General features: G+C 36.7%; 18 protein-coding genes. 8 read left to right on the top strand and 10 right to left on the bottom strand.

Features of this window, described 5'->3' with window-relative positions:
• Nucleotides 1-45: 45 nt before the first annotated feature.
• Together panB and QM481_RS23655 are read left to right on the top strand one after the other, a co-directional pair.
• A complete protein-coding gene (panB, locus tag QM481_RS23660) occupies nucleotides 46-861 on the top strand; it encodes a 3-methyl-2-oxobutanoate hydroxymethyltransferase (RefSeq protein ID WP_166552275.1) in 816 nt (271 codons plus the stop codon).
• A 38-nt stretch (nucleotides 862-899) separates the two neighbouring features.
• The gene (locus tag QM481_RS23655; RefSeq protein ID WP_176464323.1) at nucleotides 900-1625 is read left to right on the top strand and encodes an RluA family pseudouridine synthase; all 726 of its coding nucleotides are present in this window, start codon (nucleotides 900-902) and stop codon (nucleotides 1623-1625) included.
• A gap of 397 nt (nucleotides 1626-2022) precedes the next feature.
• Here the strand turns inward: QM481_RS23655 and QM481_RS23650 are convergent, their stop codons facing one another.
• From QM481_RS23650 to QM481_RS23630, 5 genes are all read right to left on the bottom strand, one after another.
• Entirely contained in the window at nucleotides 2023-2682 is a 660-nt protein-coding gene (locus QM481_RS23650; RefSeq protein WP_166552274.1) for a phosphatidylserine decarboxylase family protein, read from the bottom strand.
• 666 nt (nucleotides 2683-3348) lie between these two features.
• On the bottom strand, nucleotides 3349-4431 hold the full coding sequence (locus QM481_RS23645; RefSeq protein ID WP_283383610.1) for a type III polyketide synthase: 1083 nt from the start codon (nucleotides 4429-4431) through the stop codon (nucleotides 3349-3351).
• Nucleotides 4432-4532: 101 nt separating this feature from the next.
• Nucleotides 4533-5318 (bottom strand): alpha/beta fold hydrolase, encoded by a 786-nt coding sequence (locus tag QM481_RS23640; RefSeq protein ID WP_283383609.1) that lies wholly within the window; start codon nucleotides 5316-5318, stop codon nucleotides 4533-4535.
• A gap of 161 nt (nucleotides 5319-5479) precedes the next feature.
• Complete coding sequence (locus tag QM481_RS23635; protein WP_283383608.1) at nucleotides 5480-6913, bottom strand: MFS transporter; 1434 nt, start codon at nucleotides 6911-6913, stop codon at nucleotides 5480-5482.
• A gap of 215 nt (nucleotides 6914-7128) precedes the next feature.
• On the bottom strand, nucleotides 7129-7557 hold the full coding sequence (locus QM481_RS23630) for a Dabb family protein (protein WP_166552270.1): 429 nt from the start codon (nucleotides 7555-7557) through the stop codon (nucleotides 7129-7131).
• Nucleotides 7558-7772: 215 nt separating this feature from the next.
• Here QM481_RS23630 and QM481_RS23625 point away from each other — a divergent pair, with 215 nt between their 5' ends.
• Nucleotides 7773-8363 carry an NADPH-dependent FMN reductase gene (locus tag QM481_RS23625; RefSeq protein ID WP_166552269.1) on the top strand — a complete coding sequence of 197 codons (591 nt, stop codon included), beginning with the start codon at nucleotides 7773-7775 and terminating at the stop codon, nucleotides 8361-8363.
• Between the two features lie 175 nt (nucleotides 8364-8538).
• Here the strand turns inward: QM481_RS23625 and QM481_RS23620 are convergent, their stop codons facing one another.
• Entirely contained in the window at nucleotides 8539-9240 is a 702-nt protein-coding gene (locus QM481_RS23620; protein WP_283383607.1) for a molybdopterin-dependent oxidoreductase, read from the bottom strand.
• Between the two features lie 298 nt (nucleotides 9241-9538).
• Between QM481_RS23620 and QM481_RS23615 the strand changes: the two genes are divergently transcribed.
• From QM481_RS23615 to eutC, 4 genes are all read left to right on the top strand, one after another.
• Nucleotides 9539-10915 (top strand): ethanolamine ammonia-lyase subunit EutB, encoded by a 1377-nt coding sequence (locus QM481_RS23615; protein ID WP_283383606.1) that lies wholly within the window; start codon nucleotides 9539-9541, stop codon nucleotides 10913-10915.
• A gap of 293 nt (nucleotides 10916-11208) precedes the next feature.
• Complete coding sequence (locus QM481_RS23610) at nucleotides 11209-11475, top strand: hypothetical protein (RefSeq protein WP_283345208.1); 267 nt, start codon at nucleotides 11209-11211, stop codon at nucleotides 11473-11475.
• Entirely contained in the window at nucleotides 11438-12337 is a 900-nt protein-coding gene (locus QM481_RS23605) for a YitT family protein (RefSeq protein ID WP_166552265.1), read from the top strand. The genes QM481_RS23610 and QM481_RS23605 overlap by 38 nt, the downstream gene beginning before the upstream one ends.
• A gap of 222 nt (nucleotides 12338-12559) precedes the next feature.
• Nucleotides 12560-13315: an ethanolamine ammonia-lyase subunit EutC gene (gene eutC, locus QM481_RS23600; protein WP_283383605.1), complete on the top strand. Its 756-nt coding sequence runs from the start codon at nucleotides 12560-12562 to the stop codon at nucleotides 13313-13315.
• A gap of 154 nt (nucleotides 13316-13469) precedes the next feature.
• On the opposite strand, the gene QM481_RS23595 is transcribed toward eutC, so the two are convergent.
• A complete protein-coding gene (locus QM481_RS23595) occupies nucleotides 13470-14138 on the bottom strand; it encodes a metal-dependent transcriptional regulator (RefSeq protein ID WP_205690939.1) in 669 nt (222 codons plus the stop codon).
• 574 nt (nucleotides 14139-14712) lie between these two features.
• Here QM481_RS23595 and QM481_RS23590 point away from each other — a divergent pair.
• Nucleotides 14713-16023 carry an Nramp family divalent metal transporter gene (locus QM481_RS23590; protein ID WP_166552263.1) on the top strand — a complete coding sequence of 437 codons (1311 nt, stop codon included), beginning with the start codon at nucleotides 14713-14715 and terminating at the stop codon, nucleotides 16021-16023.
• A gap of 241 nt (nucleotides 16024-16264) precedes the next feature.
• Here the strand turns inward: QM481_RS23590 and QM481_RS23585 are convergent, their stop codons facing one another.
• From QM481_RS23585 to QM481_RS23575, 3 genes are all read right to left on the bottom strand, one after another.
• Complete coding sequence (locus tag QM481_RS23585) at nucleotides 16265-17101, bottom strand: phytoene/squalene synthase family protein (protein ID WP_166552262.1); 837 nt, start codon at nucleotides 17099-17101, stop codon at nucleotides 16265-16267.
• Nucleotides 17102-17201: 100 nt separating this feature from the next.
• Nucleotides 17202-18671: a bifunctional phytoene desaturase/3,4-desaturase gene (crtID, locus tag QM481_RS23580; RefSeq protein ID WP_283383604.1), complete on the bottom strand. Its 1470-nt coding sequence runs from the start codon at nucleotides 18669-18671 to the stop codon at nucleotides 17202-17204.
• A 475-nt stretch (nucleotides 18672-19146) separates the two neighbouring features.
• Nucleotides 19147-19659, bottom strand: coding sequence for an RNA polymerase sigma factor (locus QM481_RS23575; protein WP_166552260.1), 513 nt, complete (start codon nucleotides 19657-19659; stop codon nucleotides 19147-19149).
• Nucleotides 19660-19662 lie beyond the last annotated feature (3 nt).

Below are 19662 nucleotides of genomic sequence, written 5' to 3'. Positions count from 1 at the left end.
TGATCTCAATTTTGAAATAAGTACCATTCGTTAGATAGAACTACCATGTCTGTACATAGTGAAATTAAGAGAATCACCACCCACATTTTGCAAGAAATGAAAAATCGTGGTGAAAAAATTAGTTGTTTGACTGCCTACGATTACTCGATGGCTCGTATTGTCGATGCAGCAGGTGTTGACCTGATTTTAGTTGGAGATTCAGCCTCCAATGTAATGGCAGGACACGAAACAACGCTCCCTATTACCCTCGACCAAATGATTTACCATGCCTCATCGGTTGTCAAAGGTGTTAAAAGAGCACTTGTAGTTGTTGACATTCCCTTTGGCTCTTACCAAGGAAATTCTTCGGAAGCACTTCGTTCGGCTATTCGAATAATGAAGGAATCGGGAGCGCATGCTGTTAAAATGGAGGGTGGTGCAGAAATCAAAGAATCGATTATTCGTGTGCTAAGTGCGGGTATTCCAGTAATGGGGCACTTGGGATTAACCCCACAATCTATTTACAAATTTGGTACTTACTCTGTACGTGCCAAAGAAGACGATGAAGCCACCAAACTCATCGAAGACGCTAAGATGCTTGAGCAATGTGGAGCATTTAGTGTTGTTCTTGAAAAAATTCCTGCGGCACTTACTAAAAAAGTGTCTGAACAACTCACTATTCCAACTGTAGGTATTGGAGCAGGTCCTGATGCTGATGGTCAAATTCTGGTGGTACACGATATGCTCGGTATCAATAAGGAATTTAAACCGCGCTTTTTGAGAAGATATGCCGACTTAGATACTATTATGCACGAAGCCATAGGGCAATACGTAGCAGATGTCAAAGCCGTCGACTTCCCTAATGCCAAAGAAAGTTATTAATCTTCAGGAGCTAACGCTCCTATTAATCAATTATTATTATGAAAGATTTCCATGTAGTTTACGAGGATAATCATATCATCATTGTAAGCAAAAGAGCTGGGATTCTCGTACAAGGAGACTCTACTGGCGACCGTACACTTACAGATGCTGTAAAAGAATATATCAAAAAGAAATATGATAAACCTGGTGATGTTTTCTTACATCCAGTTCATAGACTAGACCGTCCTGTAAGTGGATTGGTTATTTTTGCACGTACCTCAAAAGGTTTGGAGCGTATGATGGAAGTTTTCCGTAAACGTGAAATTCAAAAGACCTATTGGGCTGTAGTAAGAAAAAAACCAGCCAATGAGAAAGGCAAACTTACTCACTGGCTGGTTAAAGATGAAAAGCGTAATGTTGTAACAGCTCACGATACCGAAGTCAATGGTTCTCAAAAAGCTGAACTATATTATAAAGTTTTAGGTACGATTAATAAACATTATTTGCTTGAAGTTGAGCCTATCTCAGGACGTCCACATCAAATTCGAGTACAACTAGCAAGCATGGGGTGCCCAATCAGGGGTGACCTTAAATATGGTTACGATAGACCAAACGCTGATGGCAGTATTAACTTACATGCACGTCGTCTCTATTTTACCCATCCTATCAAAAAAGAGCCTATTATTTGTAAGGCTGCTGTGCCTCCGATTCCATTCTGGGAAGAGTTCTTAGAATTAGACCCTGAGGATATTAAGCAAAAAAATCTGGGTTTTCTTCATGAATAATCGGTGACGACACATCGGACCAAATTTGTAGTATCAGACTTGACACTGCTTGTTTGACTCCTTGCAAAATTCCGGATGCGATACTCAATGGAAGTATTAATGGTAAAAACACAAGCCATTGTAGAAGCATAAATTGATTTACCTTTTTCATAACTTTTAGATTTTAATGGTTGTAAACGATTTTATTGTACTTTAAGTGGTTAATTTTTGATTTAAGTGATATAAAGGTAATTTCTTTTAGCAAAGCATACAAATTAATTTTGTTAAAATTTTACAATTTTTTATTATTAAATTCACAAACTACATAACGTAGAAATCCAATAAAATATTTATAACACAATAAAAAAGCCTTTGCAAATCTATTGCAAAGGCTTTTTTATATATAAATTTCTGATTATTAAGCTAATTCAGCAATTACTGTTTCTCCTCCTACCGGACGGTCATCAAGATTGACTAATACCTTTGCATCTAAAGGCAAAAAGATATCAACACGTGAACCAAATTTAATAAAACCGAATTCAGAACCTTGTTCTACTTGCTTTCCTTCTTCTACATACCAACAAATACGTCTTGCTAAAGCACCTGCAATCTGACGGAACATTACCTCTGTGCCACTTTCATGACGAACAACAATAGTGGTGCGTTCATTTTCAGTACTTGCTTTTGGATGCCAAGCTACCAAATATTTTCCAGGATGATATTTAAAGAAAGAAACAATCCCTGAAAGTGGGTTAAAATTGATATGCACATTCACTGGAGACATGAAAATCGAAATCTGGCGACGACGACCTTTGAAGTATTCAGGTTCTTCTACTTCTTCAATTACCACAACCTTCCCATCGGCTGGAGCGATGATATGCTTTGGATTCTTTACAGTTACTCTTTTAGGAACTCTAAAAAACTGTAAGATAATGATTGAAAATAAGACGCTAAAAACTACCGCAATCTTACGAATTAGATCATTGTCTGGAAAGAAATAATAAACAGCTGAATTCAGTACAGCTAAAAAAACAACTGTTACCAAAATGGTACCTGTACCTTCTTTGTGAATTGTCATACTTTGCTTTAGGGAAATATGGTTTCTACAAAGGTAAGGATTTTTTTGATTGGTAAAGACCTGTCGTATTAGGAATCCGTGATATTTGTTGTGGGGAGAATGCAGAAGAACTCACTAAATAATATGCATAACTTGTTATTTGCAAAGTCTAAGAAGTCTTAAAAGACAAACTGTTTTACTTTTAAACCTTTGACTAGGTTATAGCTTGAATAACAAGTTATGCACATTAGATTAATAAACTACTTAGGACGAATTGGTAAAGGCTCTTTAATCGTAAGATGAATGAAATAATGACATCAACTTAGATATGGACAGTAAACTACTTAACTAGCCCATGAAATAAACATATTAGCTATAAGCTAAATGTCGAAAGTTTCAAGAAAGTCAGCTTGGGAAAAACAACCCCTGCCTGCGTTCAATAATTAAACTACTTATTAGCACATCAATAACTCTCATCAGAGTTGCATAGATGATTCATAGTAGGATATTCAATATATTTCGACGGCGGTTGTCTTATAAAGAGGGGCGGTAATTGAAAAAGACAAATGTTATAATTGAGCTCCTAAATAGACTCATAGGAATCTATGAATCTATAGCAAAACTAATCTTTTTTGGTTACTAGATGAAGTTAAGATATGAATGTTTTATAATCGATGAAAAACATATCTAAACGCCCATTTTTGCTATTAAAGACTCTACTGTCAATCCTGGACCAAAAGCACAACTTAAAATTCTACAGCCTTTATTTTCTTCATTTACCTGCCCTAAAATCTTATTTAACACAAAGAGGATTGTGGTGGAAGACATATTACCATAATCCCGTAAGACCTCATAAGCATATTGATTATCCAATGAACTTATCCCTAACGCTAGCTCTACGGACTCCAAGATTGCTCTTCCCCCTGGATGAATAGCATAATATTGTATTTCATCCCGACGGGTGCCGTTCGCTTCGAGAAGGCTCTCTACTAACTGATTGATACCATTTTTTATTAATTGAGGAACATAAGAAGTTAAGGTCATTTCAAAACCAAAATCAGCAATGTGCCACGCCATATCTGACTGTCCTTCAGTGAATAAGTCACAATAAAAAGATTCTAATTTCAAAACCTTTTCATGAGGAGCCTTAGGTTCAATAATCACGGCTGCTGCTCCATCAGAGAATAGTGCATTGGAAAGTAAAAAATCTAAATCTTTTTTCTTCTGAAAATGAAGCGTACACAGCTCGACACTAACTAATAAAACTTTGGCATCAGGATTGGCTAGACATATATCATTAGCGACTTTCAAGCCATTAAAAGCGCCATAACAACCCATAAAATTAATGGCAGTTCTTTTCGTATAGGTTGGCAACCCCAAGGCTTGTACTAACTCAATATCTAACCCAGGTGCATACATACCTGTACAACTTACTGTGATTAGGTGAGTAATCCCCTCAAGAGATAAGCCTTTCGTAGCCTCCACACAAAGTGGCAGAGCAGTTTGCTTATATACCTGCATTCGCTGGGCAACCGAAGGGAATGGTTCTAAATTTTGAGCATGAGGATAAAATTGATAAGCTTCAACAGGAAGGCCATAATCTGGTAAAACAGAGTGGCGATATTGGATTTTGGTACTTCTATAAAGCGCTATGAGCTTATGCTTTTCTATTTCGTCCAACTCTAATGACCGTGCCATGAAATCAGCGATTTCGAGTTGTGCAAAACGATTAGAAGGAACTGCTGTTCCGATAGCAGTAATATAGCTCATAGATTTTCGGTATAATGTGTGAATTACCTTTGTAGATTAAAGTAGACTTATTGGGTATAGTTACTTAATCATTCTATATACGATTATATCAACACAATTGTTCAGTTTTTTGAAGAAAAACCTTCTTTCTTTAAATAGGCTACAACCTTGTCAACCAATTTGGTATGGCCTGTATCAAGCAAAATAGTTTGTTGTTTCTGTAGATATTTACTTAAGGGTAAAATTTGTTGAGGAGGAAGTAGTTGATCATACTTTCCTACAAAAAAGCTAAACTTGGTCTGAAACCTTTGTGCAAGTTGTATCAACTTAGGGATGTCAAATTGTAGCTCTTTAAATCCTACCCAAGCATGGTAAATTTGCTTTTGTTTGAGTGGCGTACCTAACATAAAATCGGCCATACGAACCGTACTTTTAGATACTATTCCCAATTTTTGAAGAGAATTACCCATTTTCAAAAAAGTTGGCTGATGTGCAATGACTCGTCTAAAGCCCCATCTTCCCAATTTACTTCCTGTAGCCAGTCGATACAAAGGATTTACTTTTATACCATCTGGTGCTAAAAGCAGTACTTGATTTATTTTTTCAGCAAATGCTTCAAAAGTAGCTAGCACAAAACGCCCCCCTATGCTAAAACCTATTACATCAAATTCTTGAATATTTTCATTTTCAAAAAATTGAACTAGACTATCTTTCCATAGCTGCTTTGTCACCATAAACGGCGTTTGATGGATATTGCTTCCATGAAAAGGCAGGTCGAAAAGATAGGTTGTATATCTATCTGCAAAAGTTTGAGCAAAGGTCATGAAACACGAAAAATCCTGCCCGATTCCGTGGAATGCGAGCAGGATTTTAGGGCCATTTCCTATTTTATGATAATTCAACATCATGAGGAAGATTTGGCGATGAGTTAATAAATATAATTCTATGTAACACTTCTGTTTAAAACCAAGTTATCTCGCAAAATTATATTTAATCAATTTTAAATATAAGATATTGATAATTAAAATTTTACATTCACAATTCACAACTCATAATTCTACATTAATACCTAGTGTCCTTTACCTGTGTTTTTAACTACTTCTTTATCAAAGTCGATATTCTGTTTGCGCAATACGGCTTGAACACGAATACCAAAGAAGAATAAGTAACCAAAACAAGCTACCGCCAACAAATATGATAACTGGATACCAATGCTATCTGCTAGAATACCTTGAACAACTGGAATAACAGCACCACCCAAAATCATCATAATCAAGAAGGCTGCACCTTGGTTAGTGTATTTACCCAAACCAGCAGTGCCCAATGAGAAAATCGAAGGCCACAATACAGAACAGAATAAACCTCCGCTAATCAATAAGAACAAAGCAATTTTTCCTGTAAAAATTACACCTAATAACGATGTTACTGCGCCACAAGCTGTGTAAATCAACAAAGTTTTTACTGGTTTTTCTTGACTAGCAAAGAATGCAGCAATCATCATAACAACACAAAAACCATAAGGTAATAAGTCTTGAACAGCACTACCACCCAAGGCATTTACTCCTAACACTATGGCAAATGCGACGAACGGAACGATTACTTTTAGAATCGTTTGAGTGCTTTGGCTAAAATTAAAGTTTCCGATTGAAGCAGTCCAGCGACCTACCATCATACTTCCCCAGAAAAGAGATACGTATTTAGCAATTTGTGAAGACTCTAAGTTTTCGGTTACTTTCAAATATTCACCCAAGTTACTACCAATAGTCACCTCAACGCCTACGTATACGAAGATAGCCGACATACCCAACAACAATTGTGGATATTTCAAGGCACCCGTTCCAATTTCTACGTCTTCGTCATTGGTGATACGTGGAAGTTTTGAAAGTTTGAAAAATACTGCAAATAAGGCAAATACAACTCCTAATATCAAGTAAGGAGCTTTTACCGAATCAATCGAAGCATTTTTGGCAGCGTCAGCCGAAATCGAACCAAAGATAGCATAGCTAATCAAAGCTGGCCCAATGGTACCACCAAGGTTATTAACAGCACCTCCTAAGTTGATACGTTGTGCACCTGTGGCAGGGTCACCCAAAGCAATCATAAATGGCTGGGTAGCGGTCTGTTGTAATGAAAAGCCTAAGCCTACAATAAATAGTGCTGAAAGTAGAATTGGAAATGATTTTAGTTCGGCAGCTGGATAAAACAAAATTGTACCTACAGCCGAAATAATCAAGCCATAAATGATACCATTTTTGTATCCAATTCTGTTAAGCACATCACCTTTAATGATGCCAGAAACCACAAAATAGAGGATAGAACCTACGAAATAAGCAGCGTAAAAGGCAAAGTCTACTAATTGAGCTTGCCATTGTTGCAATTCGAATTTGTCTTTGAATAGTGGGATAAGAATACCGTTTGAAGCAGCTACAAAACTCCAAAAGAACCACACTGTTACCAGCGTGTAGAGCGCAGACTGATTACTTTGCGTTGAGGAATTAGACATAGTTTAGTACTTTTTAAAAAAGAGAATAGACAACTTTAGCTTAAAACTACTACTTTTTCTGGCAAAAATTATCTTTACTTTTTAAAATAACTTAAAAACTAAACCTCTGCTTTCATAATCAGCATTAAAATGCCGATTGTGTAGATTTATCACAATCGGCAAGTCTAAATATTTCTATTTTTAGCATAACCACACCTTGTGGCTATTTCCTCAAACTAGAGTGCTATTGAGTCATACACCACTACTTTTGACCACAAGTGTTTATGATCTTCAATAAATTTTTTGTGAAGCGGGTGCACTAAATATTTCTCCTCATCCTCTTTTGAAGCAAATAATAACAGTACTGAGAATGTATAGGAAGCATCCGTAACAGGTTTATCAAAATCATTGATTGATGCCTTTCCGATATGTGCTTGTTTGATTTGCTCAATCTTACCGAGTCCTTTCAAACCTGCAAGCAATTGGTCGTAAGCCTTTTTATCCTTGCTATCTTTCAACCAAAAAAATACGTGATGTGAAAAAATAGGAAGTGCTTTTGGTACAGCTGCTTCAGAATTGCTTTGTGTCATAACGGTTAGGGCTGTGCCAGCTGTGGCTACTTGGAGAGATTTTTCAATAAAATTTCTTCGAGATGTATTTTTCATTTTTGAATAGATTTTTGTGTTTGATTACAAGATAGCAAATCATTTGTAAGAATCTATGTCTTTATATCAGGCTTTGTAGTAGACATATATTTTTCATAAAAAACTACTTTTGTAAACTTATCCCTAGTGAGTTGAGTTACTTACTTAATAGTCAAAAATCTAACAATCAACTTTAATTTAACCTACAACCACGGTTATTGATAACTCATACAACCATGAATATTACGATTTTATCGACCTCACCCAGAAAAAACAGTAGTTCTCTTCGTTTTTCAAAATACTTAAAATCTCTTAGCCAAGAAGCAGGCTTTGACCAAATCGAAATTGTTGACTTCGAAAATTACGATGTACCATTTTTTGGTCAGGGTTTTATCAAAAAAGATAGCTTGAGTGCTTTTCAAGAAAAACTAATTGGCGCTTGGGCTAAAGCAGATTTAGTTTTTATAGTAATGCCCGAATACAACTGGTTTCCAGATGCAGAATTAATTAACTTATTGAATCAGTTGGGAGGAAAAGATTTTGCACATCTTTTTGGAGAAAAAACCTTTGCCTTAGCTGGCGTATCAAGTGGTCGTGGCGGTAAGCTACCAGCCATTGAAATGACGGTTATGTTGGGTAAACTCATCAATTTCTTGAATCAATACTCTGTGATTTCATCTCGTATTTATGAATCGCACGAGACACATATCAATCTCAACGAAAATGGCGAATTAGCCAATGACAATACGGTTTACGAAAATTCAGTAAAAGCTTTTGTAGATTATTCTATCCAAATAGCTCAGCGCTGGAATAGAGGGAAAGCATAATGTCGCGATTGAGTGGTTGAGTGAATGAGTGATTATTTTAAAATTTGTACTTAAATGCAAAGCATTGCGTCGCTACAAGTAAAATTCAAATCAAAATAATCACTCAATCACAAATCACACAATTAGTATTTGTACCTTAATAAAAACTCCGCATTCTACACTCCAAACTCAGCACTTAACTATATCTATCATTGCGCCAAGGATAAGCTGTATTTGAATATCCTCTTTCTTCCCAAAAACCTAGCTTATTAGCAGATAAAAATTCGATTCTTTTAATCCATTTTGACCCTTTCCAAGCATATAATTGTGGGGTAATCATACGCAAAGGCCCTCCATGTTCTAATGGTAGTGGTTCTCCTTCGACAGTATGTACGAGCATCACGTCGGGTTTGAGAGCCTCCTCCAACGATATATTGGTCGTATAGGTATCATAGCCATAACACATCAAATGCGTGGCAGTTTCTTTAGGTTGCACCAAAGCCGCCAAGTCCATCAAACGCACGCCACTCCAAGACATATCTAGTTTTGACCAAGTTGTCACACAATGAAAATCAGAAATATCGTCTGTTTGAGGAAGTGCCAAAAAGTCCTCCCATTTCAAGACCACAGGGTTTTCTACTTCGCCATCAATAATTAAGCGCCACTTGTCCATCGGAATTTGTGGATGATAACCCAAGTCAAGCACAGGCCACTTTTGTGTGATAGTTTGTCCTATGGGTGTTTGAGGCATTCCATGGCGATTGATTGGTCCTCGTCCCATCGGATTTGGATCAGCCATAGATGGAGTTTCCTTCATTTTCTCTTCAAAACGAGCTTTGAGTTTCATTCTCGCTTCAATGATTTTATCTAATTTTTCAGGATTTTGTTCGCCTGTCATACGCTTTGTTGGCTATAGGTAAAAATAGTTATCAGTTAATAGTGTATTCGTTATTAGAGGATATTTATCATCAAAAAATAACGTTTTAATATAACATAGAAAAAGTTATGTTTGGAGGATTCTTATTGACTGATTAGACTAATCAGCTCTTCGAGGATAAATTTATTCAATTGAAAAACAGAATCAAACTCAAAAAGTTTTTAAATTAAGTCAAAAAGAAAAGCAATATGTCCTTAATACGAAGCATAGGACTTCTTTTTCATTAATCTCTTCCTTTAAGTCACGACAGTCTTACGATATGTTTCAACAAACGATTAAATACAAAACCTATCAATTTGCCGACCTCAAAACGCTTATGGCAAAAGCTACCCCCAAAAGGTCGGGAGACGAACTGGCTGGTGTGGCTGCCAACAGTGCGGAAGAAAGAGTAGCCGCCCAAATGGCCTTGGCAGAAGTTCCATTGAAGGTTTTTCTCAACGAAGCACTTGTTCCCTACGAAAAAGATGAAGTTACTCGTCTGATTATCGATACACATGATCTATCAGCCTTCTCCCCTATAAGTCATTTGACGGTCGGTGATTTTCGAAATTTCCTTTTATCCGAAAATACCACGACGGAGGTTTTACAACAAATCAGTAAAGGCATAACTCCCGAAATGGCAGCAGCAGTATCTAAGCTGATGCGAGTACAAGATTTAATCAATGTTGCCTCCAAATGTAGTGTCGTTACCAAATTTAGAAATACCATTGGCCTGAAAGGGCATTTTTCGACTCGTTTACAGCCCAATCACCCCACCGACGATTATCGTGGCATAGCAGCCAGTATGATTGATGGTTTGTTTTATGGTAATGGCGATGCCGTCATTGGCATTAATCCTGCTACCGATAGCGTGCCTACCGTTATACAACTGGTTTCGATGCTGGATAGTGTCCGTCAAAAATTTGATATTCCTATTCAAACCTGTATTTTGAGCCATATTACCACAACGATAAAAGCCATAGAAAGAGGTGCCCCAATTGATTTGGTATTTCAATCTATTGGAGGTACAGAAGCAACCAATACTTCTTTTGGAATAAATCTAGACATACTAAAAGAAGGTTATGAAGCAGGTTTATCGCTCAATCGTGGCACAGTCGGTAATAATCTCATGTATTTTGAAACAGGGCAAGGCTCAGCCTTATCGGCCAATGCACACTGGGGGCTAGATCAGCAAACTTGCGAAACAAGAGCTTATGCGGTGGCTCGTCACTTTAATCCACTACTGGTAAATACTGTGGTGGGATTCATTGGACCTGAGTATTTATTTGATGGAAAACAGATTATTCGAGCAGGCTTGGAAGATCACTTTTGTGCCAAATTATTGGGCTTACCTATGGGTGTGGATGTTTGCTATACCAACCACGCCGAAGCCGACCAAGATGATATGGATTCGCTATTGACATTACTCGGTACGGCAGGTTGTAACTTTATTATGGGTGTTCCTGGTGCTGACGATGTGATGTTACATTACCAAAGTACATCATTTCACGATGCTCTCTATATTCGTCATTTATTAGGACTAAAACCAGCTCCAGAGTTTGAAGAATGGCTACTCAATATGAATATCGTTGATGATAATTTTAGATTAAAAAGTATCTCTAACGAACACCGTCTTTTACAACAATCAATATCTTAAGTTGTGTAAATTAGGCAACAGGCACTAGGCAAAGAGTTTTAATTCGGCAACCCAATGAATTCAAAAAAGCTTTGGGACTTAAAGCTTAAAGCGTATTAATGCAATTTTATGTGGCGAATTTACTTATGTTGATAATATTCTTCTGATTACGAACACTTTCCACTAACAGTTACACCAGTAACTTTTAACTTTATCTCATATTAGAATACTATTAGAATAGGGTAATCCACGGAGTTATTATTCCAAAATCAGTGTTAACAATATACGTTAAGCAGTCAAAATCTTTACATTGTATGAAAAGTCTCATTTCAAAAAGTCTTCTTGTGTTACTTAGCTTAGCTACTTTAAGCTGTGATCAAATTCAGGAAAAATCTTTAGAAAATGTCAAGAAAATGAAAGAATCCGTTCCTGAATACACCGTTGTGGTGATTGACGGATGCGAGTATCTTCGACTTGAACATACACATGGGTATGCCAGCTTAACGCATAAAGGAAACTGTAAAAACCCTATTCACATCTACAATGGTACAAAAAATTCTCCTCAAAACCCTAGGCATTAATGAATATAACCCTGCACAAAGCGTCAAGAACGTTTCTCTGATTGCCTTAGGTGTGTTACTCGCAGGAATTGGTCTCAAAGGATTTTTACTTCCCAATAGCTTTTTGGATGGGGGCGTAATGGGTATGTCTTTGTTGATTAACATCACAACCGACATTCCGCTTCCTTATTTAATTGTTATCGTAAACCTTCCGTTTATATTTTTGGCGTACAGCCAAGTATCTAAATTTTTTGCCATCAAAACACTTTTAGGCATTGTTGGGCTTGCGATCTGTATCGCTTTTATCGAAATCCCTCTCGTTACTTCTGACAAACTCCTGATTGCGATATTTGGAGGGTTCTTCCTAGGGGCTGGTATTGGTATGTCTATCAGAGGTGGTGGCGTATTGGACGGAACCGAAGTATTAGCCTTGTATATTAGCCGTAAAACGGTTTTATCGGTAGGTGACGTCATTATTATTATCAACGTGTTGATTTTCTCAGTTGCTGCTTTCTTAATTAATATCGAAACAGCTTTGTATGCCATGCTTACTTATTTATCGGCTTCAAAAACGATTGACTTTTTGATTCATGGTATTGAGGAATACACGGGTGTGACAATTATTTCTGAAAAAAGTGAAGAAATCAGAGTGATGATTATCGAACAACTCGGACGTGGTGTAACGATTTTTAAAGCGAAAAGAGGTTTTGGTAAAAGAGGGCGTAAAGATGAAGACTTGGATGTAGTTTATACGGTATTGACTCGTTTGGAAATCCAAAAACTCACCAACGAAATCGAAAATATTGACCCAACTGCCTTCGTCGTACAGCAAAGTCTCAACGACGTAAAAGGTGGTATGATTAAGAAATTACCATTGCATTAATTGAGTGAGTTGGTGATTTGTGACTGAGTGGTCAGAGCTTTTCAAACTATTGTAGATTGGGGATTTCTGATTTCGGAAATATAGAAAGATACCTTTATTTTTCACAAAATCTAACTACAAAAGTAAGTGCCACTTGTGAAACCCAATTCTCAAATATAAATAACCTATATTTATTGACGTTTCACTCTCGAAATCACTCATTCACAAATCACTAAATGAATTATGACAACAGAAAAACAACTGGTTCAGACTGATATTTGGGATTTTTTGCAAAGCTATACCTCTGCTCGTATCGCTCGCGGACGTGCTGGACATAGCTTACCTACCAAAGAACTCCTCCAGTTTCAGGCTGACCATGCTCAGGCGCGTGATGCTGTGTATTCTTCTTTAGACATACAAAATATTCAAGATAGAATTTTGCATGAGACTGTTGTATTACAAAGCAAGGCTAATACTCGTGCACAATATTTACAGCGTCCAGATTGGGGAAGGCAATTGTCTGAGCCGTCTAAACAAATATTAAAGGACATAATTGATACGCCTCAGGATATTGCTATTGTCGTGGCTGATGGTTTATCTGCCAATGCCGTAAATACTCATGCCATACCTGTGGTAAATGGTTTATTGAATGTATTGATTCAGCATCATTGGCGTATTGCTCCTATTGCTTTGGTAGAACAAGGCAGAGTAGCCGTGGCTGATGAAATAGCGAGTGCCTTCAAAGCTGAAATAGTACTTATTTTGATTGGTGAGCGCCCCGGACTGAGTTCTCCAGATAGTATGGGAGCTTATTTGACATATCAGCCGAGTGTAGGCATTACCGATGAAAGAAGAAACTGTGTATCTAATATTCGTCCTGAAGGGTTGAATTATCCTGCGGCTATCGAAAAAATACTCTATTTACTCACCGAAATGAAGACCCAACAAATCAGTGGGGTAAATTTGAAAGACGAAATGCAAGGGAAGCTTTTATATTGAGTGATTTAGTGGTTGAGCGAATGAGTGATTGTTTCATTAGAATTTTACTGGTAGAGACACAATGCTTTACGTCTTTACTGATAGTAATATAATTTTTAACATAATCGCTCGTTCACTCAACCACTAAATCACTCAATTCTCAATGTCTCATGTTTTATTTTACCACCTTTACCAAAAGGTTTTTAGCTACTTCATGACTCATAAATTGTGGATTGGCTTGGGCTATTTGTACAGATAAAGATTTATCAAAATCATTGATTTCTAAAATGTACAATTCCGAACCTAGACTTATGCCTAATTTGGCTACATACTGCAAAAACGCAGAAGAGTGCTCCGAAACACCCATCATCAACACGCGCTCTCCTTGTTTGACTTCCGATAAATTTTGATAAGTTAGTTTTGGCATTCTTCCATTAGGATCTGGAATAGGGTCGCCATGTGGGTCAAACTTAGGAAAACCCAAAAACTCATCTAACTTTTCAACTAACTCCTCTGAGTCTATATGCTCTAATTGCTCAGCAATATCGTGTACTTCATCCCAATTGAAACCCAATTTTTCTACCAGAAATACTTCCCATAAACGATGCTTACGAATCACTTTGAGTGCCACCTGTTCGCCAGCTTCTGTTAAACGCACCCCTTGGTATTTTTGATAATTAACCAAATGCTTTTCTGACAATTTACGAAGCATATCTGATACCGACGCCGCTTTAGTCTGTGTGAGTTCAGCTACAGCATTGGTACTAATATCTGCATCGGTTTCGGCAGAAAGTTTATAGATTATTTTCAGGTAGTTTTCTTCTGTGAACGAAGTGATTTGCATGAATTTTATAGTTATACTTCTTTGAAAAGGGTTCGTTGATGCGTTTTCCAAAGAAATGAGTAGTTGTCAAATAACAAAATTTAAAATTTAAGTAAAAAGTTAATAGTATATCAGTTATTGGAATGCACGCATAATTAGAAAGATACTGTCAAAGTATGCTACAGATATATCATTAATTTAATCCTTCCTTTTACTTGTAACACAGATACAATTACTTGATTTATGAAAAACAAATCCTTCTTTCAGTAAACTAAGCCTTTAACTATGCTTTTAATTTATGCAAAGGTAATTTTTTACTTGAACAAAAGTAAATTTTAGACTAATCTAAAAATTTGTTTTGAATTATAAAAAATACATTTTAAGTTTGTTAAGCATTTAGTAATAGCTTGGAGCTCAAAGTTTAGGATAACTACTTAGCCCTTGATTCAAAAGTAAGAAACAGTTTTCTGAAAGCTTAAAAGCCTCAAATGGATTGTAAAAACCCAATAGCTGTTTTTTTGAGATTTTAATCTTAGAAATCAGCTACTCAATACATAAACACTCTCAAAGATTAAAACCTAATATTACCAAAACTATGAGTTGGAAAAATGAACAAGTAACACCTTCTCTCCCTGAAGTATATGCCTCGATAGATGTACCCAAAACGGGTTCGTTCTGGCGTAAGCTTTGGGCATTTACAGGACCAGGATTAATGGTCGCCGTTGGCTATATGGACCCAGGCAACTGGGCTACTGACATAGCTGGTGGCTCCAAATTTGGATATACTCTTCTTTCAGTTATTCTCATTTCTAATTTGTTTGCGATGCTTTTACAACATTTATCGCTCAAATTAGGAATTGCCACAGGCAAAGATCTTGCTCAAGCGTGTCGTGATGCTTACTCAAAACCCACGGTTATCGCCTTGTGGTTACTGTGTGAAATTGCCATTGCTGCTTGTGACTTAGCCGAGGTAATTGGCTCTGCCATTGCTCTAAATCTGCTATTCGGAATGCCTCTAAGTATTGGAGTTGTAGTGACGGTATTAGACGTTTTAGTATTGTTATATTTCCAAAACAAAGGGTTCAGAATGCTGGAAAGTATTGTAGCGGCCTTGATATTCATGATTTTCCTTTGTTTTTCTTACGAAATAGCCGTTTCACATCCTTCGTTTTCTCAGATTGTAGGTAATCTTGTTCCAAAAAAGGAAATCATTTTAAACCCAGATATGCTCTATGTGGCCATTGGGATTTTGGGTGCTACGGTCATGCCACACAATTTGTACTTGCATTCAAGTATTGTACAAACACGTGATTTTGAAAAATCGGCTGAAGGAAAGCGTTCTGCAATCAAATTTGCTACGATTGATTCTACTATTTCACTTGGATTTGCCTTTTTTATCAACGCTGCTATTCTGATTGTATCGGCAGCTGCTTTTCATACTTCTGGCAACCAACAAGTGGCAGATATACATGATGCCTATCACTTACTTGACCCTGTATTGGGTGTAAAAATGGCAGGTATTTGTTTTGCCGTAGCCTTATTAGCCTCAGGACAAAATTCTACTTTGACAGGTACCTTGGCTGGACAAATTGTGATGGAAGGATTTTTGAATCTGCACTTAAAACCTTGGTTACGTCGCCTAATCACTCGTTTACTAGCAGTCATTCCAGCATTGATTGTCACCTTGATTTACGGAGAAAAAGGAACGGGAGAGTTATTGGTTTTGAGTCAGGTAATCCTATCGCTTCAATTGAGTTTTGCGGTAGTCCCACTTGTGATGTTTACAAGTTCTAAGAAGAAAATGGGAGAATTTGCCAACTCGAAATTGGTACAAATCACTTCGTGGGTAGTATCGATTATTATTATTGCTTTTAATATGTATTTACTTTGGGATACATTGATGTAATCAATGTTATTGTGTGAATGAGTGGTTGAGTGATTAATTTTCAATTTGTATTCACAGCAGAGACGCAATGCTTTGCGTCTTAAGCCGAGTCTGACATAGCATTTTAGCATGAAAAAAGGCGGTCGAAAATTGTTTTTCGACCGCCTTTTTTCATGCTAAAATTAGTTTGGAATTCAAGATATGGCATCTATACTGGCAATAACCACTCAATTAGCCATCATAATAAAATATACCTAACTCATTAAAGCACATTTAACCTAAACTGAAAATAGGTTTTTGCAAGCAAAGCAACCTTCTGAAAATCAGGCACTCTAATTCTTTCGTTTTGGATTTTTGAGGCTGGACAACCTTTTATTTTATCAAACAAACGAAGATAATATTTGTAAGCTAAGTACACGCCTGCTTTGGCACCTTTAGGCAAATTCATGATACCTCTGTAAGCAGCATCAAAATCGGCCTGAATATCATCCTCAATAAGTTGTTTATCCTTAAGAGTAAAATTGGTAAAATCTACATTAGGAAAATAAGTTCTACCTCTTTCCTGAAAATCTGATTTAATATCACGCAAGAAATTTACCTTTTGAAAAGCCGAACCTAGACTTCTGGCATCATCCTTCAGCGCTTGGTACATCTCGTTGTTTCCTTCACAAAATACTCTTAAACACATCAAACCCACCACCTCGGCTGAGCCGTAAATATACTCCTCGTAGCCCACTTGATTATATTCTGATTGATACAAATCCATTTCCATAGAGTGTAAGAACGCCTTAATCAAATCATGGTCTATTTGATATTCATTTACCACCATTTGAAACGAATGTATTACTGGATTAAGGCTAATTTTATCTTCAATTGCCTTAAAAGTATCATCTCTAAAAGTGCTCAACAACGTTTTTTTATCAAAACCATGGAAAGTATCCACAATCTCGTCGGCATAGCGTACGAAGCCATAAATCGCATAAATAGGGAAATGAAAACGCTTATCGAGCGTTTTGATACCTAGTGTAAACGAAGTACTGTAATACTCAGTGATGAGCTTACTACATTCGAAAGTCGTGGTGTTATACAAATCCATCATGTCCTTAAAGCATCATTGCATCAAAGCCAAAGCCTTTTTGCCGTTAAAGGTTTAAAAGTGATTTAGTAATGTTTAGTAAGTATGTGGTTGGGTGATTTTTCTATCTCATCTCCTTATCCAATTCGTTCGCTACTAATAAGCCTGATATCAGAGAGGGGGGAACTCCAGGACCTGGAACTGTCAGCTGACCTGTATAATAAAAGTTTTGTATCTTTTTATTTTTCAAGGTTGGCTTCAACAAAGCTGTTTGCATTAGTGTGTTTGCCAAACCATACGCATTACCTTTGAAAGCATGATAATCTTGTTTGAAATCATGATGTGCATAGCTTCTTTTATACACCACGGCATCTCGAATCGAGGTACCGCAGTATTTTTCAAGACGCTCCATCAAAATATCATAATATTTTTCTCTCATTTCGTCTGTATCTTCCAAATCTGGAGCTACAGGAATTAATAAAAATATATTTTCACAACCCTCAGGGGCAACACTACTATCTGTTACTGATGGTGCTGAAGCATAAAATAAGGGCTTCGAAGGCCATTTCGGTTCAGTATAAATTTCGTGTGCATGAAGACTAAAATCTTCGTCAAAAAATAAATTATGGTGTAACAACTTTGGAATACGCTTGTTGACCCCCAAATAAAACAATAAAGATGATGGAGCCATCACTCGTTTATCCCAATACTCTTCATCGTAGTTTCGATAATTTTGTCCTAAAATTTTATCTTCAACATGATGATAGTCGGCACTAGCCACTACGGCATCAGCATCAAAAGTTCCTTGATTAGTAATAACTTGTTTGGCTATGCCATTGTTTATCACTACTTTTTCAACTTCTTGATTATAAAGTATTTTTACGCCTTTCTCTTCTGCCAATGCAACCATTCCTTGTACAATTTTGTGCATACCTCCCATCGGGTACCATGTGCCTAATTGCATTTCGGCGTAGTTCATCAAGCTATACATTGCTGGAGTATTTTCGGGCGTAGCTCCCAAAAACAGAATAGGAAACTCCATCAATTTTAATATTTTATCGTCTGTAAAAAACTTACGAATATGCTTAGCAAAAGACTGAAATACGTCTAATCGAACTACATCATATAATAATTTTACACTTACAAATTCTGAAATACTGCGAGAAGGTTTCCAAACAAACTTATTGATCCCTACTTCGTATTTGTATTCGGCTTGTCGAAGAAACTCTCTAAACTTTGCACCACTACCAGACTCCATTTCTTCAAATAACGCTTCAAGCTTATCGACTCCAGCAGGTAATGCAATAGTTTCGTTTCCTTCCAAAATCACAGCGTACGAAGGGTCAAGACGCACTAAATCATAATAATCAGAAGTTTTTTTGTTGAACTTGGCAAAATAGTTGTCAAAAATATCAGGCATCCAATACCAACTTGGTCCCATATCAAATGTAAAACCCTCTGCCTCAAAAACTCTTGCACGACCACCCGCCATGCTATTTTTTTCTAGAATCGTAACGTCATAACCTTTATCGGCCAAGCCAGTTGCGGCGGCTAAACCCGAAAATCCCGCTCCAATTACAATTACTTTTTTCATGTATAGTTTTGTTTAAGTATCCAAATCAGCGATTATTCTGTTTGTGGTTTTGAGATAGATACTTTTAGGTAGTTAAAGTTCTTAAGAGTGATTGAGATAGAAAGTGTCTAGTCAAACTAATGCCATACGATACAATTTTACCTTTTACGTCTAAATCTACGTAGGAATTTTATTTCGTTGTGCAATTCTTGTAAAATGGTATTGAGAAATCTTAGAATAGAAACTTTATACTGTAATAAACTGAGAAGCCTAAAGAATGTTTTGTAAAAGGTTTAGTTTTTAAAAATTAAACAAAAACAAAAAAGTCGAGCAAGCGCTCGACCCTTTGCAACTTTCTTCTGTTAACCAAAAAACTAATCAATTATTTCACAATTGTCGTTTTTGGAGTCAATACTTTTGGTGTTGATGAAGTGTAACTCCAGCTGGAACGACTTGTCCTAATTAATTTTAGGCACCAAGTTACAACGTTTAAGCCTTAATTCCAATAAGCATACATGTGAAGCTTATCTTTTAATTCCTTTCTGGCTATATGGATACGATTCTTAACAGTACCAATTGGGATGTTCAATTTGTCGGCTATTTCATGGTATTTAAAGCCTCTGAAATACATGACAAAAGGCATACGATATGCCTCATCTAACGATTTAACGGCATTTTCTATATCATTAAGAGCAAAAGCACTTGCTGCACTGTTGTCGGTGCTTGATTCTAAAGAGTTGATATAATGCAAGTTATCAGAAGTATCAATGAAGGTATTTTTACGAACCATTTTTTGATAATTCGTAATAAAAGTATTTTTCATGATAGTGTACAACCATGCTTTCAAGTTGGTACCTTCTGTATATTTATCTCTGTTGGTGAATGCCTTCAACAAAGTGTCCTGTAACAAATCATTTGCATCTTCGTAATCTCTAGTCAACTTCATAGCAAACGGTTTCAATGACTTTGAAACTCTACCTATGTGGAATGAAAATTCAATAGCAGTCATAAT

The sequence above is a fragment of the Flectobacillus rivi genome, from assembly GCF_030056655.1.
Classification (GTDB): Bacteria; Bacteroidota; Bacteroidia; order Cytophagales; family Spirosomataceae; genus Flectobacillus; species Flectobacillus rivi.
The sequence above is the reverse complement of the archived record's forward strand: the minus strand, read 5'-3'. Positions and strand labels throughout refer to the sequence as shown.